At 51.2% G+C, this 21272-nt stretch carries 20 protein-coding genes and 1 tRNA gene; 11 read left to right on the top strand and 10 right to left on the bottom strand.

Features of this window, described 5'->3' with window-relative positions:
• Positions 1-52: 52 nt before the first annotated feature.
• From fre to ubiD, 3 genes are all read right to left on the bottom strand, one after another.
• Complete coding sequence (fre, locus tag V7P87_RS01980; RefSeq protein WP_333795932.1) at positions 53-790, bottom strand: NAD(P)H-flavin reductase; 738 nt, start codon at positions 788-790, stop codon at positions 53-55.
• A gap of 61 nt (positions 791-851) precedes the next feature.
• Positions 852-1130 (bottom strand): 2Fe-2S iron-sulfur cluster-binding protein, encoded by a 279-nt coding sequence (locus V7P87_RS01975; protein ID WP_333795931.1) that lies wholly within the window; start codon positions 1128-1130, stop codon positions 852-854.
• Positions 1131-1132: 2 nt separating this feature from the next.
• A complete protein-coding gene (gene ubiD / locus V7P87_RS01970) occupies positions 1133-2632 on the bottom strand; it encodes a 4-hydroxy-3-polyprenylbenzoate decarboxylase (protein WP_333795930.1) in 1500 nt (499 codons plus the stop codon).
• A gap of 439 nt (positions 2633-3071) precedes the next feature.
• Between ubiD and V7P87_RS01965 the strand changes: the two genes are divergently transcribed.
• Entirely contained in the window at positions 3072-3848 is a 777-nt protein-coding gene (locus tag V7P87_RS01965; protein ID WP_333795929.1) for an EAL domain-containing protein, read from the top strand.
• 51 nt (positions 3849-3899) lie between these two features.
• On the opposite strand, the gene V7P87_RS01960 is transcribed toward V7P87_RS01965, so the two are convergent.
• Positions 3900-4364 (bottom strand): hypothetical protein, encoded by a 465-nt coding sequence (locus tag V7P87_RS01960; protein WP_333795928.1) that lies wholly within the window; start codon positions 4362-4364, stop codon positions 3900-3902.
• A 199-nt stretch (positions 4365-4563) separates the two neighbouring features.
• Here V7P87_RS01960 and V7P87_RS01955 point away from each other — a divergent pair, with 199 nt between their 5' ends.
• Positions 4564-5742 carry a cystathionine beta-lyase gene (locus tag V7P87_RS01955; RefSeq protein ID WP_333795927.1) on the top strand — a complete coding sequence of 393 codons (1179 nt, stop codon included), beginning with the start codon at positions 4564-4566 and terminating at the stop codon, positions 5740-5742.
• 111 nt (positions 5743-5853) lie between these two features.
• A complete protein-coding gene (locus V7P87_RS01950; protein ID WP_333795971.1) occupies positions 5854-6618 on the top strand; it encodes a substrate-binding periplasmic protein in 765 nt (254 codons plus the stop codon).
• 21 nt (positions 6619-6639) lie between these two features.
• Here the strand turns inward: V7P87_RS01950 and V7P87_RS01945 are convergent, their stop codons facing one another.
• On the bottom strand, positions 6640-7338 hold the full coding sequence (locus tag V7P87_RS01945) for a VC0807 family protein (RefSeq protein ID WP_333795926.1): 699 nt from the start codon (positions 7336-7338) through the stop codon (positions 6640-6642).
• 69 nt (positions 7339-7407) lie between these two features.
• Positions 7408-8073 (bottom strand): flavin reductase family protein, encoded by a 666-nt coding sequence (locus V7P87_RS01940; protein WP_333795925.1) that lies wholly within the window; start codon positions 8071-8073, stop codon positions 7408-7410.
• A gap of 236 nt (positions 8074-8309) precedes the next feature.
• On the opposite strand from V7P87_RS01940, the gene V7P87_RS01935 reads away from it, so the two are divergent.
• The 4 genes from V7P87_RS01935 to bfr (V7P87_RS01920) all read left to right on the top strand — a co-directional run bounded on the left by V7P87_RS01935 (position 8310) and on the right by bfr (V7P87_RS01920) (position 10941).
• Positions 8310-8642, top strand: coding sequence for a PadR family transcriptional regulator (locus tag V7P87_RS01935; RefSeq protein ID WP_333795924.1), 333 nt, complete (start codon positions 8310-8312; stop codon positions 8640-8642).
• Positions 8642-9610 (top strand): hypothetical protein, encoded by a 969-nt coding sequence (locus tag V7P87_RS01930; RefSeq protein WP_333795923.1) that lies wholly within the window; start codon positions 8642-8644, stop codon positions 9608-9610. Before V7P87_RS01935 ends, V7P87_RS01930 begins: the two co-directional genes overlap by 1 nt.
• 384 nt (positions 9611-9994) lie before the next feature.
• Complete coding sequence (bfr, locus tag V7P87_RS01925; RefSeq protein WP_260655397.1) at positions 9995-10474, top strand: bacterioferritin; 480 nt, start codon at positions 9995-9997, stop codon at positions 10472-10474.
• Positions 10474-10941 carry a bacterioferritin gene (gene bfr / locus V7P87_RS01920; protein WP_260655398.1) on the top strand — a complete coding sequence of 156 codons (468 nt, stop codon included), beginning with the start codon at positions 10474-10476 and terminating at the stop codon, positions 10939-10941. Before bfr (V7P87_RS01925) ends, bfr (V7P87_RS01920) begins: the two co-directional genes overlap by 1 nt.
• A gap of 154 nt (positions 10942-11095) precedes the next feature.
• On the opposite strand, the gene V7P87_RS01915 is transcribed toward bfr (V7P87_RS01920), so the two are convergent.
• Both V7P87_RS01915 and V7P87_RS01910 read right to left on the bottom strand, forming a co-directional pair.
• Positions 11096-12775, bottom strand: a complete 1680-nt coding sequence (locus V7P87_RS01915) for a M20/M25/M40 family metallo-hydrolase (RefSeq protein ID WP_333795922.1) — start codon at positions 12773-12775, stop codon at positions 11096-11098.
• A gap of 211 nt (positions 12776-12986) precedes the next feature.
• A tRNA-Gly gene (locus tag V7P87_RS01910) sits at positions 12987-13060 on the bottom strand.
• 128 nt (positions 13061-13188) lie between these two features.
• Between V7P87_RS01910 and V7P87_RS01905 the strand changes: the two genes are divergently transcribed.
• The 4 genes from V7P87_RS01905 to ppc all read left to right on the top strand — a co-directional run bounded on the left by V7P87_RS01905 (position 13189) and on the right by ppc (position 19245).
• On the top strand, positions 13189-13983 hold the full coding sequence (locus V7P87_RS01905) for a hypothetical protein (RefSeq protein WP_333795921.1): 795 nt from the start codon (positions 13189-13191) through the stop codon (positions 13981-13983).
• Between the two features lie 83 nt (positions 13984-14066).
• Positions 14067-15431, top strand: coding sequence for a cation:proton antiporter (locus V7P87_RS01900; protein ID WP_333795920.1), 1365 nt, complete (start codon positions 14067-14069; stop codon positions 15429-15431).
• Positions 15432-15609: 178 nt separating this feature from the next.
• Entirely contained in the window at positions 15610-16245 is a 636-nt protein-coding gene (locus tag V7P87_RS01895) for an NAD(P)H-dependent oxidoreductase (protein ID WP_333795919.1), read from the top strand.
• Positions 16246-16614: 369 nt separating this feature from the next.
• Complete coding sequence (gene ppc, locus V7P87_RS01890; RefSeq protein WP_333795918.1) at positions 16615-19245, top strand: phosphoenolpyruvate carboxylase; 2631 nt, start codon at positions 16615-16617, stop codon at positions 19243-19245.
• A 147-nt stretch (positions 19246-19392) separates the two neighbouring features.
• Here the strand turns inward: ppc and V7P87_RS01885 are convergent, their stop codons facing one another.
• Positions 19393-20097, bottom strand: a complete 705-nt coding sequence (locus V7P87_RS01885) for a hypothetical protein (protein ID WP_333795917.1) — start codon at positions 20095-20097, stop codon at positions 19393-19395.
• A gap of 262 nt (positions 20098-20359) precedes the next feature.
• Positions 20360-21244, bottom strand: a complete 885-nt coding sequence (locus tag V7P87_RS01880; RefSeq protein WP_333795916.1) for a PhnD/SsuA/transferrin family substrate-binding protein — start codon at positions 21242-21244, stop codon at positions 20360-20362.
• Positions 21245-21272: the final 28 nt, after the last annotated feature.

Below are 21272 nucleotides of genomic sequence, written 5' to 3'. Positions count from 1 at the left end.
GCCGCAAATTGCCACTGACGACAACCACAAGGGCGTCAGTGGCAGATGGCACTCAGAGCCAGGCAAAAGCGTCGGCGTACATCTGCTCACGTTTGGCGCCTTTGGCTAAAAAGGCGTCGCGCACCACACCGACCATGGCAAAAGGTCCGGCGATGTAAATATCATAAGCGGCTAAATCGGCATGATCATCCAGCACCGCCTGATGGACAAAACCTGTGCGGCCCTGCCAGTTGGCATCCGGTTCCTGTACCACCAGATTCAGCTGATATTGCACGTTTGATGCCTGCCAGGCGGCCAGTTCGTCGGCGGCATATAATGCCTGAGGGTTTCTTAAACCCCAGTACAGCTGCACGCTGCGGTTCAGATTGGCATTGGCAATAGCGCTGGCAATGCTGTGCACATAAGAAAAACCAGTGCCACCGGCCAGCAGAATAATGGGATTTGTGCTGTCTTCCCGCCAATAAGCTTCACCTAAACCCACCTGCACCAGCACTTCAGTGTTATCGCTCAGATGCGCTAAGGCCTGACTAGCGTAATTGTCGGTTACAGCGCCGCCAATCTGCAGTTCCAGCGCTGGTTTGCCTTCGAAGGTAAAACCAGGTGCGCAGGCAATCGAAAACGGCCTTTTGTCGCTGTCGGATAAATAAATCTGCAGGTACTGACCTGCTTTAAATTCCACCGGTGCCTTGGGCGTTAAAATCACCTGTTGCACTGTAGGGGTCAGCGGCTGAATACGGCTGACGGTGCATAACACTTTGTTTGACGCGGCTTTTAATTGTGATTCAGTCATGAGTTCTGTTCTTTGGTTCCGTGCTTAGGTTCAGTGCTTTGGCTTTGTGGTGTTGATGGTATCAGCCGCGAATAAAAGGGTGGTGTAATACCAGGTCGCTGTCGGCATAAGCCAAACAGCAATAGGTAAAATTCTGGCTTTTGTCGAGGTCGGTTAAAGGCTCAGGTGGCAAATAATGCACCTGGCCACTTTTGAGTTTGCAAACACAGGAGGTGCACACGCCTTGCCGGCAGCGGTTGGGAAAGTCGATGCCATGCTTAAGCGCCGCCTGCAATATAGTTTCGCCCTCACGCACCTGAAAGCTCAGGCCGCTGGGTAAAATAGTGACCAGATGGCTCATGCTTAACCTTTCCCCTGGACTGGCCCTTTGGCCGGCAGTTGGATACCAAGGCTGGACCAGAGTTCGTCCACTTTGTGTTTGACCTCTGGTGTCATTTCTATCGGCACCCCCCATTCACGGCTGGTTTCCCCCGGCCATTTATTGGTGGCGTCCATCCCCATTTTTGAGCCTAAACCTGAAACGGGTGAAGCAAAATCCAGATAATCAATGGGGGTGTTTTCAATTAAAGTGGTGTCGCGCGCCGGGTCCATCCGGGTGGTGATGGCCCAGATCACGTCCTGCCAGTCGCGGGCATTCACATCGTCATCACAGACAATCACAAACTTGGTATACATAAACTGGCGCAGGAAAGACCAAACCCCCATCATCACGCGTTTGGCATGGCCCGGATATTGTTTTTTCATCGTCACTACAGCCAGGCGATAAGAGCACCCTTCAGGCGGCAGATAAAAATCAACAATTTCCGGAAACTGCTTTTGCAAAATAGGCACAAACACTTCGTTCAGCGCCACACCTAAAATGGCGGGCTCATCCGGCGGCCGGCCTGTGTAAGTGCTGTGGTAAATCGGATCTTCTCTGTGGGTAATGTGGGTAACGGTAAACACCGGGAACGAATCCACTTCGTTGTAATAACCTGTGTGGTCACCGTAAGGGCCTTCCGGCGCCATTTCACCCGGCTCTAAATAACCTTCCAGCACAAATTCAGCGCTGGCCGGTACCTGTAAATCGTTGCTGATACATTTCACCACTTCGGTGTTATCACCACGCAGTAAACCGGCAAAAGCGTATTCAGACAAAGTATCAGGCACTGGTGTTACAGCGCCTAAAATAGTGGCGGGGTCGGCGCCTAAAGCAACTGCCACCGGAAAACGCTGACCCGGATGGGCTTTTTGCCATTCGAGAAAATCTAAAGCACCACCGCGGTGTGACAACCAGCGCATAATGACTTTGTTTTTACCCAGTACCTGCTGGCGGTAAATGCCCAGGTTCTGCCGCTCTTTATGCGGGCCGCGGGTCACAGTTAAACCCCAGGTGATCAGTGGCGCTGCGTCGCCTGGCCAGCAGGTCATTACAGGTAATTTAGTTAAATCAACGGCGTCACCTTCCAGCACCACTTGCTGGCAAGGGGCCTTTTTTACCACTTTGGCCGCCATATTCAGCACTTGCTTAAAGATCGGCAGTTTGTCCCAGGCGTCTTTTAAGCCTTTTGGCGGTTCCGGCTCTTTTAAAAAGGCCAGCAATTTGCCCACTTCACGTAAAGCGCTGACATCGGGCTGACCCATACCAAGGGCTACCCGCTCTGGCGTGCCAAATAAATTCGCCAGTACCGGAATGTTAAAACCCTTTGGATTTTCAAATAATAACGCCGGGCCACCGGCACGCAGGGTGCGGTCGGCAATTTCGGTCATTTCCAATACCGGGTCTACTTCCACTTTCACACGGTGTAATAAACCCCGTTGTTCCAGCTGAGCGATAAAGTCGCGCAAATCTTTATATTTCATGAGGTTCCAAAAGTTATTTGCAGCCTTGGGCCACAGCAAAGTTGGATAGGGCACAATGCCGGCATTATACATGGCAAGCGCGCGCTTGCCATGTTCAGCTGATACGGCAATCCCTCTGAGCTGGATTTGCTGCTGTTGTGATGTTGTAAAACTCAGGCCGTGGCACAGTAGTAGGGGATGGGGAGCGAAACTTCTGCATTTGATGGGCTTTGGTATCGCTGGCGCGAGGTTTAGCTCTCACTCTAAATGGTTTAGCATGAGGTAAAAGCAAGTGCTGACCCTATGCTGCCGTTTGCTATCAGGTGGTGGCTGGTATCACAAGAGCAGCTCTGCTTTTTCCCAGCATTCATAGCTCAATAACAGCGAATTTTCGCATAAAGCTTTGCAAAGCGTTTAAATGGTGCCCACACTAAGACAAAAGTGCCAAAACGAGGCTGTGATGGAATTTCCGAGTCAAATCAAACAACAAAGTTGCATGGACTGCTTAAGTGGTCAGTCTCTGGGGTTTGAGATCCGTATGGCATTTCAGCCCATCATCGACTGGCAAACACGGCAGGTCGCAGGTTACGAAGCGCTGGTTCGCGGGCCTTTGGGTGAAGGTGCCGGCTGGGTGTTTGAACGTATTAACGAACAAAACAAATATTATTTTGACCAGGCCTGCCGGGTCAAAGCCATTGAAACTGCGTCCAGGCTGGGTCTTGATAAAATGCTCAGCATCAACTTTTTACCCAATGCGGTGTATAACCCTGAAACCTGTATTCGCGCCACTATTGAAGCGGCTGATATGTTTGGTTTTGATATCCGCAATATTATGTTTGAAGTGACCGAAAGTGAGCAGATTGTGGATCATAAAAAGCTGCTGAAGATTTTCGACAGTTACGCCAAAAGAGGTTTTATTACTGCCATTGATGATTTTGGCTCTGGTTATGCAGATTTATCCTGGCTGGAGTCGTTGCGGCCCAGAGTGCTGAAACTGGATATGGGGCTTATCCGCGATATTCATCAACATCCTGCCAAACAGCAGCTGGTGGCTAATGTGCAAAGGCTTTGTCTGGAGATGGGCACAGAAGTATTGGCCGAAGGCATAGAACAGCAAGCCGAACTGGATTATCTGGCTGGTGCCGGCATTCGTTATTTTCAGGGATATTATTTTGCCAGGCCAGCGCTTGAGCAGTTAACCCGTGCTGAAGAGATAGCTGCATTGCAGCAGCGCTAAAGGTGCTTGTGAAGGCTTTGGCAGTCGGGCAAAGTTGTATTGCTTCAGCCGTTAGCGCTCTGTGTCATCGAGCTTTTGCCACACTTCTTTAATCAGCACACCATCTTCCATCCCCTGATGGAACCACAGACTGCCGGTTAACTGACACTGGAAATGGTAAGTTTTGCCCCTTAACCGTGGCGGCGACGCCGCATCGACCTGCTCGTGATAACCTGCTCTGTTGGTGTAAAAAGTGCCTGTCGCCGCTACTTCAAATTTGCCGTCAGGCTGCCAGGTGATAAAACTAAAATGCCGTCCGGCAATCAGTTTGCGGCTGAAGGTATTTTGCTGCTTAATTTCTGCCAGCAGTTTGCCATTGGCATCCAGATAACGGGCCGACGCTAATTGCCAGCTGCCCTGTAGCAGGGCGGCGCTGCAGTTGCTCTGTTGTTGCTGCTGAGTTTCAGCCGCAACAGCTGTGGTGGCACTGAAGGCAAATGCCAATAACAAGGCCAGATCACGCTTGTGCCGGGCCAACAAATTTTTTGTGTTCAGCGTTGTCATCCTGCTGTTTTTTCTGCCGGAAAGACGTTAACTTGCCAACAAATAGCAATAAAAACAACAGTTTTTGTGTAAAACTCAGCGGCTGGCTTACCGGGGTTGGCCTTGGCAGCATCTGGCAATTGAGCTCAGGCTATGCCTACAATGCAGGCATCCGGATGTCTGAGGGGGAGTTATGAAGATCGCAAGTAAAATTGTGCATGCTGGCCGCGATAAAAAATGGACGGGTTATAGCGTAAACGTGCCCGTGGTGCGGGCATCCACTGTGGTGTTTGATACCGTCAGTGAACTCAAACATGCCACAGCCAAAAGAGGTGAGCAGGTACCTTATTATGGCCGCCGTGGCACCCAAACTCATTTTGCTTTTAGTGACGCTATTTGTGAGCTGGAGGGTGGTGCCGGTTGTGCTTTATATCCTTGTGGTGCAGCTGCAATCAGTGGTGCTTTGCTGGCATTTTTACAAAGCGGTGACCATTTGCTGATGGTGGATTCTGTGTATGAACCCACCCGGGCTTTGTGCGATAAGCTTCTGAAAAACCTCGGTATTGATACCACTTATTATGATCCTCTGATTGGCGCTGGAATCAAGGCGCTGATCCGTCCTAACACCAAAGTGATTTTCCTCGAGTCACCAGGTTCTATTACGATGGAAGTGCAGGACGTGCCGGCCATTTGTGCTGTGGCCAAACAGCATAATGTACTGGTGATGCTGGATAACACCTGGGCTTCCCCTGTGTTGTTTAAACCTTTTGCCCATGGTGTAGATGTGTCTATTCAGGCGGCCACTAAATATATTGTTGGCCACTCTGATGTGATGCTGGGTACGGCCAGCGCCAATGAAAAATACTGGCCGCAGCTGCGGGAAGCCAGTTATTTGCTGGGTTATTGTGCGTCGGCCGATGATGTGTATCTGGCCGCACGGGGTTTAAGAACTATTGGCGTGCGGCTGGCGCAGCATCAGCAAAATACCGCGCAGGTACTGGCGTACCTGCAGCAAAGGCCGGAAATTGCCCGTATTTTGCACCCATCTTTGCCCGATCATCCGGGCCACGCTGAATTTACACGCGATTTTTCCGGCAGCAATGGTTTGTTATCGCTGGTACTGAAACAGGGCGACGCCAAAGCTGTGACTGCTTTTGTGGAAGGCATGCAGTTTTTTAAAATGGGTTTTTCCTGGGGCGGTTATGAAAGCCTAGTGACTTTTAATCTGAATTTACAAAGTATCAGAACTGCTACCCTCTGGCCTTATACCGGCCCCGTGATCCGGCTGCATATTGGCCTGGAAGATCCAACCGATTTAATTGCGGATTTAGCCGCGGCTTTTGAGCGTTTTAACAGCACAGTGGTGCCCTGAGTCTGAGCGCTGAGCTGTGCACTGATACGGCGCTGCGGTAAGCCGGGCGTCGCAGTGCAGTACTCTGGGCTATAGTGATATTTATCTGATAAAGCTCAGGAAAAGGTTGTGATGCGCTCTGGTTTGTTGCTGTTATCTTTGCTGTTTTTTTGTGCCCGGCTGGCGGCGGATCTGTGCCCGGCTGAGTTTCGGATGCCTTATAACAGCAGCTGGGCGCCTTATGTGGAAGTGCACGACGAGTCGGTCACAGGCACTGACATTGAACTGATCCGCAGTTTGCTGACACAGGTTGGCGCTGAACTGAAGTTGGTACCGCTGCCCGAATCGCGGGCGCTGAATCAGTTGGCGCAGGGGCAGGTGGATATAATTTTTGCCGCTTCTTATACCAAAGAGCGGGCTGAATATGCCTGGTTTTCCAAAGCTTACCGCACTGAAATAAACCAGCTGATAGTGCACAAACAACTGCTGCAGACTTACCCGCAAATCAACAACAAAGCAGGTTTTTTCGCGCTGGCGGCACGCCGGTTGGCTGGTGCTTATAACCCCAAAGGTTATTACGGTGAAGAGTTTGAGCAGCTCAAACAGCTGCCGCAGGTGATACAAAGGTCGTTGGCGATATTTGATGCACAGCAGCGGCTGGAGCTGGTGTTAAGCCAGCGCGCCGACTACAGCATAGTGGACAGCCAGTGGCTCCAGCAGCACCAGGCGCAACAAAGGGAGTTGCCAGCGCTGGCGGTGTTGCCTTTTGTGTTATATCAGGCCGATATCCATCTGATGTTCAGTAAAAAAACCATCACAGCGGCCTGTGTCAAAAAGCTCAATGCGCTGTTAAAACCGCTGAAACCGTTAAAAGCACAGAACCCGCAAGAGCACTGAGCACGCTGGTCTGGCAGTTTTTTACTGCAAAAACTTTTCCACATCCTCGCCGGTCAGTTTGCCAATCTGACTGAATAAATACCAAAGTGCCGCCATCATTAATACCATGCTGGGCAGGGCTATCACCGGGTAACTCAGCGCTGTCATCCGACCCAGTTCTTCGTTATAGGCAGTGGTGCCGGGTGGGCTGACTAAAATCCATTTGGCGAGCAGATAATTCAGCAGCGACGACACAAAAAAGGAACCGGCCAGTAACTGGTTGGTGACATTCATTTTTTGCTCAAAAACTTCAGTGTTATTGGTTTTGGCCAGCGCCGCTTGCAGTTTTTCCATATTCAACAGCTGGGCATTTTCCAGCATGGCTTTGATCAAATGGAATTTGCTGTGCTGACTGAACCACACCAATAAACCAATAATGCCGGGTACGGCCGCTTCTTTAATGGCGATATATTTGGGATCCAGCTGCAGCAGGCTCATGCCGCCGGTCAGTAACACCGAAATTAACCCCACCACCGAAAAAAAGTTTATTTTGCCCGACTGTTTTAACTCCCACAGGCCATAACCAACAGGGAAACACAGTGCCACTACTAAACCCCAGACCGGGCCTAAATAAGCTTCGGTGCTGAACTTGCTGAGAATAATTACCGGAATTGCAATATTAAACAGAAGGTTAGGAAGAAGGCCTTGCGATTTTTTTTCGGCTGGTACGGACTGCGACATAATCAAACCTCGAAGCAAACAACGGCTGAAACTTCGGGTTCAGCCTGACAGCGCCTTTTTACCATAGTCTCAGTCAGGATTGCTATCAGCCTGAGTTTGGCTTTTTACTGCAGCAGAGGCCGACGCTGGCCTGGCCAGCTGAAAATTATCCGGCTGCCGGCTGTGGCTATACCACAAGCCACCTAACCTGGCTAACAGGTCCAGTTCGTTGTGCCTGAGTTTGTACTGCTCGTCCAGCAGCGCATCGGCAATATCGATACATAACACTTCGGCCAGCAGGATATCGCAGCTGGGCTGGTGCGCCGGGTAGGGTGTTTGGCTCACTACTTTGCACTCAAAACGAACCGGGCTGGCGGCCACTTTTGCTGGTCGCACTTGTTGTGACGGTATGGTGTTGATCTGAAGCGCGTCAATTTCGCTGACGTTTTTGGCAAAGTTGGCCGCAGTGGCGTTCATCAAGCCGGCCAGTTCGGGTGTCACCAGATGCACCACCAGTTCCGGGCACAGCTGCAAATTGCGGCTGCTGTCTTTTTGGCTGCCATCAGCATGGCGGTTAATCGAAATCATCAGCGTCGGTGGCTGGTCGGTCACCAGCTGAAAAAAGCTAAAAGGCGCCAGATTCGTCTGGCCCTTATCATCACAAGTGCTGAGCCAGGCAATAGGCCTTGGGATCACAGTACCGGCCAGCAATGGGTAAAGCCGCTCGGGCGGCATCTTTGCACAATCAAAAATCATCTGAGGGTCCTGTTCTGTGGTTTATTAAAAAACAATTTTTACCAAGCACTTACAGATAAATATAGAAAAAAGCTGGCAATTATTACTGTGTGTTGCATAGTATGTACTGTGTGTCATACAGTGTGTGGCGCACAGTATTGTTCAGTGGCTTTTTATCAGTGGCAGTCTGGTGAAAGTGCCGCCTGCAGACAACTTAATATGACACGCAGTGCGGTGTCAGTGATACAGGAACAACAATGACAGAAAGCCGGTTGGACAAAATGCGGGGTGAACTCAGGCGCGGTGTACTGGTGCTGGCCGTGCTGGCGTCATTAAAACAGCCTCATTATGGCTATTCGCTGCGTAAACAACTGCTCGACAATGGCATCGACATTGACGAAGGCACCTTATATCCGTTGGTGCGGCGTCTGGCCGAGCAGGGTTTACTCGACAGTGAATGGCAACAGGCAGAAGGGCGGGAGCGGCGTTATTACCAGCTGTCGGCTGAAGGGGCGCTGCTGCTGCAACAACTGGCCGCAGAATGGCAGTTACTGAACGGCGCTCTGGCCAACTTAGTGGAGAATATCTGATGGAACTTGTACAACGATATGTCAGCGCAGTGCAGCGCTATTTACCCGAGGAGCAACAAGCCGCTATTGGCCGTGAGCTCAGCGCCGATATTGCCGATAAAATTGCCCATCAGTCGGAAGAAGCCGGCCGGAGATTAACCGACAGTGAAATTGCTGCGCTGCTGCAACAATGGGGACATCCACGCAGAGTGGCCTGCCAGTATGTGCCACCACAGCCGCTGGTCAGCAGTGAGCTGATGCCGCTGTACTGGCAGGTGCTGAAGCTGGTGTTGGCCTTGTTGTTTGTCTGGCAGGTGCTGGGCGCCAGTATGACGCTGCTGCAGGCTGAACAGCTCAGGCCAGTGCAGTTTATATTGCAGCTGACAGTTGGCTTTTTTGACGAAGCCGCCACAGCTTTTATGGTGATCACACTGATTTTTTATGCACAGCAGTTCGGTGGCCCGCTGCAAGGCTGGGTGCAGCAGGCAAAGTGGCAAGCGACTGATTTACCGCCGGTTGAACGGCCATGGCAGCAGATTGGGCTGGGTGACAGTATCACCGAGCTTGCCACTACCGGCTTTTTATTATTGTTGTTCTGGTACCCGCTGTGGATGCCGGCCGAAACTCTGGCGGGCCTTAGAGTGGTGCTTAGTGATGTAGTGCAACAACAGCGGCCGGTGATCACAGTTTTATTGTTGTTATCTGTGGCTTTTAGCATCTGGTGCTGGTTAAAACCTTATTGGCAGCAGGCAACACTCTGGGTGAATCTGGCTTTAAACCTGGCTTTTATCTGTTTGCTCGTTTGGCTGGCGAGTCTGGATGCGATAGTGGCCGGCACAGCACAGCCACTGCCTGAGTTACTGGAGCTGTCTGATATTAACAGGGTGCTGAAACACAGCGCCTGGCTTGTTGGGCTTTATCTGCTGTATGAAACAGGGCGCGACCTGTATCGGTTGTGGCAGCTGAAAAAACCGGCCAGCGCCGCATAACAGCAGACATTTTAACGGGGGCCTGCCAGAGTTTTGGGGCGCTTTGACTGGCACTTTTGCAAAGGTTCCGGCAGGCTCTTCAGCAGGCATTCTGGCGGCCACTCAGGCAAACACCGGGCCAGGTAATTGAAAAGGCATCAGTTTTTCTTGTTGAGCAGTTGGGGGAAAACTCAACAAGAACTCTGGTGTTAAAGCGAAGCGTTCTCAATTGCATGTTTATGATTTTATTCATGTTTTTTAAAAATTAAAACTCGACATTCCGCTATCTCCGACTAAAATAGTCAACATTTCCGGCGGGTTTTGCCGTGCTGTTCAGCCTATTCTGCTCTGAGGCTGAGGCTGATGTTAAATCCGACTTTTAATCTGACGTGCAGGAGCCCCACCATGAAAGGCCATCCGGCGGTAATTACCGCATTAAATGACGTGCTGACGTCCGAACTGACCTCCATCAACCAGTATTTTTTGCATGCCCGCATTTATAAAAACTGGGGTTTGGCTGAGCTGAACAATGTCTGTTACAAAAAGTCGATCCGCGATATGAAACAAGCCGACGAGCTGATAGAGCGGGTGTTGTTTCTGGAAGGTTTACCAAATTTACAGGCGCTTGGCCGTTTGCGCATTGGTGAAGACACCGAAGAAATGTTGCAGTGTGATCTGGATTTTGAACTGGAGCAGTTGCCGCTGTTAAAACAAGCCATTGCGCTCTGTGAAAAAGAGCAGGACTACGTCAGCCGCGAAATTCTGCAGGAAATTCTGGAACATGAAGAAGAACATATTGATTGGATCAATGCCCAGCAGTATCAGATCAGTGTGATGGGGCTGGCCAATTACCTGCAAAGCAAACTGGGTGAAGGAGACAAATAATGCAAGGCAAACAACAAATTATCGATGCGCTGAACACCCTGCTTGCCAATGAACTCAGTGCCATGGATCAGTATTTTATCCATTCGCGCATGTACAAAGACTGGGGTCTGCACAAGTTATTTGAGCGCATCGACCACGAAGTGGAAGACGAAAAAGGCCATGCTTCGTTAATTATTGAACGGATTTTATTCCTCGAAGGCACACCGGATATGGTCACCCGCGACGGTTTGCAAATTGGCTCTGACGTACCTTCGATGCTGCAAAACGACTTAAACGTGGAATACGCAGTAGGCGCTTTATTAAAAAAGACCATCGCTTTATGCGAGCAGCAGCAGGATTATGTCACCCGCACTATGCTGCAAACCCTGCTGGATGACACTGAAAACGACCATGCGCACTGGTTGGAACAGCAACTGCGGCAAATTAACATGCTGGGTTTACCCAACTATTTACAGTCACAGCTGTAAGCTGCAATTGCAGTTATCACATTGGCCCGAGTCAGCAGCCTCTGGCGTTCACGCAAAAAAACACCGGCATTTGCCGGTGTTTTTGTTTTATTTTCTGTTTTAGCTCAGAGAGCTGCACTGGCAGCGTCAGCCGCCAGGCTAACACACTAAAGGTTTAATACACTGCTTTGGTATCCAGTGCCTTTTTGCCTTCGAGCTCACGCAAGCGGCGCTCTTTGGCAGCTTCTAAATCTTTTTGTTGTTGCTGTACTTTTGAAGGTGGGGTTGGCATTGGTTTACGCGGCAACATTTTGTCGGCCATCGCTGCTTCGTACAGGAAACCGGCCATCAGCACAGACGCTTGTTTTAAGTCTTCGGCCACCACATGGTCAATTGAATCGATATGGGTGTGATGCAACCTGGTGCTGTAATCCAGTGGGTCCTGAATAAACTGGAAGCCAGGCAAACCTACATCGTCAAAAGATTCGTGGTCAGTACCGCCAGTGGATAAAGGTGAAATAGTGCCGGTGCTTAAGTCGCTGTAAGGGCCAAACCAGTCGGTGAATACCGGTTTTACTGCCACATTGCCTTCGGTATAAATGCCGCGGAACTTGCCGCTGCCGTTGTCCATATTAAAGTACACCGACAATTTGTTGTACGCAGCTTTTGGTTGAATTGGCCAGCCCGGGCTTGACCATAAATAACGTGGCAGCGCTTTTTCGGCCGGGTCCTGAGGTTCTGGCCGGCTCGCCAGGAAGTCGTTGACATAAGCGCGGGAGCCATACAAACCTTGTTCTTCACCCGACCAGAGCGCAATACGAATAGTGCGTTTAGGTTTAACATTCAGCTTGCTTAAAATACGCATTGCTTCCATCGCCACAGCCACACCGGCACCGTTATCCACTGCACCATCGCTGGCATGCCAGGAGTCCAGGTGCGCGCCCACCATCACTACTTCCCCATTGCTGTCGCTGCCCGGAATTTCCGCTATGGTGTTGTAGGACTTCATATCTTCGTCGTGAAAACGGGCTTTGATATCCAGAGTTAATTTGGGCTGCTCTTTGCGATCCAGCATCCGCAGCAACAGGCTGTAGTCTTCCTGTTCGATGATCATGGCTGGTACCGGGAAAGTTTCGCCCACCCGGTGTGACTTACCAAATACCCGCACTAAACCACCCTGACGGCTGCTGCGGTAAATCACAGCGGCCACTTGCTCTTTTTGCAAAAACGCTTCTAACTCTTTGTTAAATTTATAACTTTGCATACGGCTGTCGCGCATGGCTTTGGTCATAAAAGACTCATAACTGGCGCGGGCGCTGGTGTCGTAGTCTTTCATATCGGTCAGTTTTTGTGCGCTTAAACGCTCAAAGATCACTGTTTTCGGCGGTTCAATTTTTAAATCTTCACCCATCAGTAACACTTTACCGGCCAGTTTGCCGGCATAAGCGGCTAAGTCGGCGCTGGTATTCACGTCAAATAACATCACTTCACCAGTGACAGCTCCTTTTGTACCCGGTGTCCAGGCCACCGGAATACCGTGCAAAGACTGTTGGCGTGGGCCTATCAGCATAATGCTGGCCGACTCGCTGCTCCAGCCGCGGCCAAATTCAAAAGGGTGTAACTCAGCGTTTTTTAAACCCCAGTCTTGTAGCTGTTGTAAGGTCCAGTGGTTGGCTTTGACCATTTGTGGTGACGCGGTCAGGCGTGGGCCAATTTTGTCGGTCAGATGCTCCAGCGTATGCATCACTTCCGACTGAATAAAACCTTCATGGCGGATTTTGTTGGCCATCTCCAAATCGGCAGCGAGCACTGCGGCAGGTGAAAACAGCATCATAGGTAACAAAAGACGTTTCATAACAGTTCCCGGCATTAATAAGTTATTGTTTTTAAATACTGTGGTGGATGCCAGGCACAACATCTTCTTAGCCTGGATGCTCAAGCAGTAAAGCAGCGCTGGGGCAAAGGCAATGGCTTTGCGGTCATTGTGTGTACAGAGGCGATAGTTGGTTTGTACTGACTCGGCGAACCGCCCGGTTCTGAGGCAAGGGGCTATAGCTGACAAAATCTGGAGCGGGTGATGGGAATCGAACCCACGGCACCAGCTTGGGAAGCTGGGGTATTACCATTATACGACACCCGCAATGGCGCTTAAGGTACTGAAGAGAAAAGGGCATGTCAATTGTCAGCCGTTTGCATCCGTGGGCTTTCATGCCGCAAACAAAGTAGTCGTGTTACAGTGCAGTGTTTTTTTGTTGCTGGAGTCTGCTGATGTCTGAAACTGCTGCTGCCATTTTGGCTCGTCGTCGTGTAGAGGGTGACGTGGCCGCTTTATTACCCCAGGGCCTAAGGCCACAGAGTTTTGTACAGGCCTTTGCCCTGCAACAACAGGTGGCGGCTATGTTGCCTTCGGCCATTGCCGGCTGGAAATGCGCTTTGCCCACAGTGGACGCCAATGGCGAAAAACAAGTGGTCGCACCTTTGTATGCCGCTGAGTTATGCCGTTTCCCGACCGCCATCTGCCCCATTTGGCCTTCAGTGGTGCCACAATCAAAGGGTCTGGCCAGAGTGGAGCCGGAACTGGCTTTTGTGTTTCACACTGATTTACCGGCCAAAGGGCAGGGTAAGCCTTATCACAAAGCAGACATAGATGCAGCGATAGGCGGTGTGCATCTGGCGCTGGAGCTGATCCAAAGCCGGTTTTTGCCCGACAGTGGTGCCCTTTATTTTGATCAGCTGGCCGATGGTTTATTTAATCAGGGTTTAGTTCTGGGGCCTGCTGTAGCTGCTAAAGATCTGGATCTTAACCAGTTTTTGCTCAGTATCAGTACCGACGATGCCCTGTTGTTGCAAAAGCAGGCGCAGCATCCAAATGGCGATGCCAAGGCGGCTTTGTATTGGCTGGTGAACTTTTTATCGGCTCAGGGTATCGGACTGACGGCCGGGCAGGCGGTGATCACCGGCTCTTATGCCGGTGTGCTGGAGTTGCCAATAGGGCCAAAAATCCAGTTTGAGTTTGGTCAGCTGGGGGCGTTTTCACTGCAGTTTGTGCCCAGAGTGTGCTGAATCAGGCCGCTGGTGCTGTGCTGTTTTTTTGTCATCTGTCTGCTGTAACTTCTGAATAACAGCAATAACAACAAGGGTTTTGCATGGAGTTTTTGCCGCAGCATGGTTTGAGTATGACACCGCTGTTATCTTTTGGGGTGCTGTTGGTGGTGGGCACTTTAGGCGGTTATCTGGCACATCATTGGTCCTGGCTGCCCAGTATCACAGGTTTTATGGGGGTTGGTTTTTTAGTCGGCCCCAGTGTGTTGGGTTTATTGGATTACAACACCCTCAAAGACGCGCGGATTTTAATCGACATTGCGCTGGCGCTGATTTTATACCGGCTGGGTTCATCACTGGATTTACGTTTTATCCGCGCGTCACCGCGGTTATTGGCGGTGGCCTTACTGGAATCCGGTTGTACTTTTATTGCCGTGTTTGCGGTCAGTTTCTGGCTGGGCTTTAGCCCGGTAATAGCAGCTGTGATTGCCGCCATTTTAATTTCATCGTCACCGGCAGTGCTGCTGCACGTGGCGCATGAAGTCGGCGCCAAAGGCCCGGTCACAGAGTCGGCCAAAACCCTGGTGGCGCTAAATAACCTGTTGTCTTTTCTGGTATTTGCGTTGGTTATCCCGGCTTTATTGCTGCAGGAAAATGCCGGTTGGCAGCAAGTGATTTTACAACCTTTGTATTTGTTGCTGGGTTCGGCGCTGCTGGGACTTGTGGTTGGTCTTGGTCTGCATTTTATCAGCAGCCGCACTGCCAAAGCGGCGCAATATAAGCTGGCGCTGGTGGTGGGGGCGCTGATGTTAACCCTGGGCCTGGCGCAGCAGCTGCAACTGTCGATGTTATTTGCGCCTTTAATTGTCGGCATTGTAGTGCGTAGTGTGGAGCAGGACGAAGTGGTGTCGGCGCTGGAGTTTGGCAGTGCTTTTGAGCTGTTTTTTATTGTGCTTTTTGTATTTGCCGGCGCCAGTTTGCACCTGAAAGAATTAATTGCCTATGCACCGGCCATTCTGGCTTTGGTATTCACCCGCTCGTTGGTGAAAGTGCTGGCGGTGAGTGTGGCACTGCGGTTTGGGTTGCAGCCCTGGGGTAAAGCTTCAGCCACAGGTTTGTTGCTCATTCCGATGGCGGGCCTGGCCATTGGTCTGGTGCAAACCAGCGGCAAGCTAGTGCCGGAGCAAGCCGCAGTGATAGCCGCTGTGGTGCTGGGTGCTGTCACTTTGTTTGAAACCTTTGGTCCACCTATTGCCGCTTTTGCTTTTGGTCTGGCTGGCGAAGCGGCCGACAGCACGCCGGTCAGGCCACAAAGCCCGTGGCGGCAAGGTGCCTGGCGGCAGCAGCATGAAGTGCAGGTGGATGTGTCGGCGCTGGTGGCAGCCGAACCCGAAGATAACGCGCTGGCTGAACCGCAAAAAGCAGACAGTCGTAGTTTCCGCTTTTGGCCTTTTGGCAAAAAGGCCTAGTCACAATTCAGCACAGCACAGCACAGCAAAGCAAAGCAAAGCAAAGCACAGCAAAGCCTTGCCGGGCCACAGCAGGTCAGCCAGGTAAAAAATATTGTACCAATTGGTATAAATAGTTATTGTACCGTATGGTATAGAACTGTTAGACTGCGCTCCTTTGCTGTGAAGGAGCTCAAAAATGTCTGATGTATTAAGTTTATTGTCCTGGCGTTATGCCACCAAAAGTATGGATGCAGCCAAAACAGTGCCGGATGACAAGCTGGCGCATATTCTGGAAGCCATTCGTTTATCGGCCAGCTCCAGTGGTTTGCAGCCTTACCAGGTGCTGGTAGTGACAGATCCGGCCATCAAAGCACAAATTAAACCTGTGGCCTGGAATCAAAGCCAAATCACGGACTGCTCACATTTATTGGTGTTTGCCGCCTGGGACAACTACACCGCAGATCGCATTAATATGATGTTTGATCTGGTCAATGAACAACGTGGTTTTAAAAACGAAGGTTGGGAAGCTTACCGGCAGAAATTACTGGCGTTTTATCCTAACCGCAGTGCTGCAGAAAACTTTGAGCACGCCGCCCGTCAGGCTTATATCGGCCTTGGCAGCGCCTTAATTGCTGCTGCTGAAGTGCAGGTCGACAGCACACCGATGGAAGGTTTTGAGCCGGCAAAAGTGGATGAAATTTTAAATCTGTCTGCGCTGGGTTTACGCTCTGTGCTGTTATTACCGCTTGGCTACCGCGCTGCAGAAGGTGACTGGCTGGTGAATTTAACCAAGGTACGCAGAAGCGCCGACGACTTTATTATGCGTCGTTAATGCTATTGTTGTCGCCAAAACAGGTGCTTGTATCAGCACCTGTTTTTTTATCTGCGTTTTTATTTGTGTTTTTGTCCCTGTATTGAGCTGCACTATTATCCGCAGCTCTCACTGTCAGTATCCACAGCTCTCACTGCCCGCCCTTTACCCTGACATTTCTGCCCTTTGTTGTTGCTTTTTTAGCCTGCGTTGTGCCAATGTGAAATATAAAGCCATCTAAAAGGCTGAAAGTCCATTTTGTTGCCTGTTTTGTAATCTGTCAGTGTTGAGTACCGGCAAAGAACAGGCTAGGGTGGATTAAAAATAAGCATTGATTACGACAACAGCAGCAACAACAGACGCCACAGCGCGCAGCACGAGGAATGGGACATGTCACAATATGCTGCCTTGAGGGCAAATGTGGGCCTGCTGGGTACTCAGCTTGGCGACACAGTACGGAATCAGTTAGGGGACGCAGTGCTGGAGCGGATTGAACAAATCCGTCAGCTGGCTAAACAAGCCAGGCAGGGCACTGAAGCTGAAAACCAGCAGCTTAAACAAATTCTGGCCGGTTTGGGCGACGATGAGATTTTGCCGGTCGCCCGTGCCTTTGCCCAGTTTTTAAATCTGGCCAATTTAGCCGAGCAGTTTCATACCATTTCCAAGGCGGGCCATGGTTCTATTGAAAAACCTGAGCCTTTGGCCGAATTACTGGCGCTGTTAAAGCAAAAAAATGTCGATGTGGCCAAAACCCGCCAGGCAGTGGCGGATTTATCGATAGAGCTGGTGCTCACCGCGCACCCGACTGAAGTGACCCGCCGCACCCTGATTTATAAACTGACACAAATTGCCGATTGTCTGGCCGAACTGGAGCAGGATCTTACTGGCGCGCAGCGCCATAAAATTGAGCTTAGGCTCAGTGATTTAATTACCCAGGCCTGGCATACCAACGAAATCCGCGAGCAACGGCCAACGCCTGTGGATGAAGCCAAATCCGGTTTTGCCGTTATAGAGACTTCGTTGTGGTACGCCATTCCGGATTTTATCCGCGAACTGGATGACGCCTTAACACCTGTGTTGGGCCATGGCCTGGCGCTGGACGCTGCCCCTATTAAATTTTCCAGTTGGATGGGTGGGGACAGGGACGGCAATCCTTTTGTCACCGCCAAAGTCACGCGGCAGGTGTTGTTGTTAAGCCGCTGGAAAGCCGCAGATTTATTCAGTCGCGACCTGGAAGTGCTGGGCAACGAGCTGTCGATGAATTTAGCCAATCAGGCGCTGAGAGACGCCAGCGGTAATTCGTCTGAGCCTTACCGTGATGTATTAAAACAGTTAAAAAACAAATTGTTGTATACCCGCGACTGGCTGACAGAAGCATTAAAACACGACAGATTACAAAGACCGGATGATTTACTCTGGCATAACACACAGCTGCTGGAACCACTGCTGTTGTGTTACCGCTCGCTGATCGACTGCAAAATGCAGGTGATCGCCAACGGCAAACTGCTGGACACCATCCGCCGCGCTTATGCTTTTGGTTTAACCTTGTTAAAACTGGATGTGCGGCAGGAATCGGGCCGGCATACCCAGGTGTTTAGCGAATTTACCAAATATTTAGGTTTGGGCGATTATGCGCAGTGGGACGAAAGTGCCCGCCAGGCGTTTTTACTGAATGAACTGGCCAGCAAAAGGCCGCTGTTTCCAAAAAACTGGCAGCCCAGCGCCGAAGTGCAGGAAGTATTGGATACCTGCGACATTGTTGCCCGCCACGGCAGCGAAGCGCTGTCGACCTATGTGATTTCCATGGCAGGTCAGCCGTCTGACGTGCTGGCGGTGCAGCTGTTACTGAAAGATGCCGGCATCAGCTTCCCGATGCGGGTGGCGCCATTATTTGAAACCCTGGCCGATTTAACCAACGCCCCTGAATGTATCAGCAAGTTGCTCGCTATCGACTGGTACCGTGGTTATATTCAGGGCAAGCAGGAAGTGATGATTGGTTATTCCGATTCAGCCAAAGACGCCGGCGCTATAGCGGCAGGCTGGGCGCAATACAGTGCGCAGGAAGCTTTGGTGACCATTTGCCAGCAAGCCAAAGTGCAGCTGACGTTATTCCACGGCCGTGGTGGTACTATCGGCCGTGGCGGTGGTCCGGCTCACGCCGCTATTTTGTCGCAGCCGCCGGGATCTCTGGCAGGTGGCCTGCGGGTGACAGAACAAGGTGAGATGATCCGCTTTAAATTTGGTTTAAGCCAGTTGGCGCAGCGCAGTCTGGCGCTGTATGCCTCGGCTGTGCTGGAAGGGGTGTTGTTGCCACCACCAGTGCCCAGAACCGAATGGCGCACACTGATGCAACAGCTGGCGACAGATTCCTGTGAAGCTTACCGCGCTATAGTGCGCCATCACCCTGATTTTGTAAGGTATTTCCGTGCAGCCACCCCTGAGCTCGAGCTTGGTCAGTTGCCGCTGGGCAGCCGTCCGCCTAAACGGAACCCCAATGGTGGCGTGGAGAGCTTAAGGGCTATTCCGTGGATTTTTGCCTGGTCACAAAACCGTTTAATGTTACCGGCCTGGCTCGGTGCCGGCAGCGCGCTGGCCAAAGTGGTGGCGCAAGGTAATACCAGCACTTTGCACCAGATGCGCCGCGAATGGCCGTTTTTTGCCACCCGTTTGTCGATGCTGGAAATGGTGTACCTGAAAGCCGACGCCCAGATCGCCGCTTATTACGACGAAAAACTGGTGCCGGCTGATTTAAAACATCTTGGTGTTGAGCTTCGCAATCAGCTGGAAGCTGACAGCAAACTGCTGCTGCAACTCATTGACGCTAAAGATTTTATGGCCAACGAAAGCTGGATCCGGGAGTCGATAGTACTGCGCAATACTTATGTCGACCCACTGCATATTTTGCAGGTGGAACTGTTAAACCGTGTCCGTCATGCGCCGGAAACGGTCAATGACAATATTAAACGCGCTTTGATGGTGACTATCGCCGGTATCGCAGCCGGGATGCGTAATTCGGGTTAAGTATCAGGACTTACTTCGCGGCATCAATGTCGTTATTTCAGCAAAGGCGCCTTAGGGCGCCTTTGCTGCTTCTGGGCGATATTATTCACTGAATAAATATCAGCTCTGTTGCCCGGAGCCGCCGACCAGTGTTGAAGCTTGAACAGTTTAAGGTACCGGCTCTTCCCATAATAAATTATCAAAATGGGTGGCCAGCAATATCAGGCTGGCTGTTGCCAGTAAATCCTGCTCAGCCGCGTCGCCTTGTTGCCATAACAACACCCGGCCTTCGTTAATTTTTTCTACCGACCAATAGAGTTGCTGCTGTTTTTTTAAGTGAAACCCAACCGGCACTGCACTGCTAAACAAACCACCCGCCAGTTGATGTACTGAGCTGATGTCGTACACCTTGTTGCCGCTCACCAGTTGCCCTTGCAGACGATTTAAATGATCCTGACGCAGTGACAGTTCGCCTTGCTGAGTACCGGAAAAAGTGCAGGATAACACCGGCAAGTTGCCAAAAGCAGGGTCTACAGCCAGCGTGCCTTTGCTGGCGCTTAGCAGCAGGCCACTGCAGCGTGCAGCGCTGCCGGTGTTGGTGCTGATGGTTTTGCCATGATAAGTGCCGTCTATACCAAGCTTGCCAAAGTTCAGCCCGGCATCAAGCCGGCCTTTATCCTTAAGCTGGGTGGTATGCCAGCGGCCAAATTGCAGTGGTTTATCCCAGGCAAAAGGATTGGCACCACGCACTGTGTATTCAACAGCTGGTGCCGCCGACTCTGGCAGTGCCATTTTGGCGGTCGATACACAAGCTGTCAGCGTCAGCACTGCGGGCCATAAACACCAGGTAAAGCGGGTAGACATTCTCATCATCAATCCTCCGGGGACACTGTGACAGCCGGCTGGCTGGATGCCGGGCCATAGTAAAAAAGCGCCGCTGGCGGAGTCTGTAATTCTTTGTCAGCAGATGTTGTTTCTTGTGTGAGGCAAGTTGGTTTTGCCGTGGCTGTTGCTGCGCAGATCACTGCAAAATTTCGGGGGAAAATACAACCAAAGCAGCTGCGCACAGGGCGCTGTGTTTAGTGAAAAACAGCGGTGTGAAAAACCACTGTGTGAGCAGCGGTTACGCAGTGTGCTACTTGGCTGAGCCTGTGCTAAGCAGGCCGCGCAGTGGCTGATAAGGCGCATCATCCACAGGTGCCAGATGGGTGCTCTGGCGAAATTCGGCCCAGCCCTGTTGCAGGCCCTGCAATACTGCTGCAGCTTGTGGCGCCTTGCTAAGTTGTTGACTGAGCTTGTGGCAAGGCAAAGTCTGACTGTTACAAAGTAAAGCGCCAAAAGGCAATTCGGCGGAGCGCCAGATCTCGCTGACGTCTTTAGGCAGCTGTGCTGGTATGGTTGCGCTGGCCACTATGCCAAGGCCTTGTTCGCTTGCGGCCAGGGCTGGTAGTACCGCCTGGTGACTGCCAACATAGTTAAACTTCAGCTTTAAAAACTGCCTGGCCAGTTGTTGTTTCAGCGCTGCAGTGGCAATAAGTCCGCCAGACGCCGAATCAGGCCAGACGGCAAATACGGTCAGTGGCTGGCCTTGTTGTAACAACAGTTGCAGCTGCTGAAAATCTGTTACATTTTTGCCAAGCAAACTCGAGGTATACACAGCTTGTTGCTGTGCTTGCTGGCCAGCGGGCACCAGAAAATTCAGCATGGTTTGATTCTGCAGCTGAATTTGCAGGTAGGCCACCAGATTGGGCACCACCAGATCGGCTTTGCCCTGCACCGCCAGCTGCACCAGTTCTTCCGGTTTGGTTGCCACTAGTACTGTCACCTGCTGTTGTTGCTGAGCAGCCAGCCAGTTGGCTAAAGGAGTGACCGCTGCCTGCCGGTCAATGTCCGGGTAGGCATAAGTGGCCACCACCAGCGGTTTGCTGTGGCCCAGTAGGCTGAAAAAAACGCAGCACAGCAACAGGGAGTGCAGCAGCAAACGCAGCGGTTGCCGCAACAGTGCAGAACATAAAGGCATCAGTGGCTCTTGCATAAAAAAACTGTGC

Source organism: Rheinheimera sp., assembly GCF_036782235.1.
Taxonomy (GTDB): Bacteria; Pseudomonadota; Gammaproteobacteria; order Enterobacterales; family Alteromonadaceae; genus Pararheinheimera.
The sequence above is the reverse complement of the archived record's forward strand: the minus strand, read 5'-3'. Positions and strand labels throughout refer to the sequence as shown.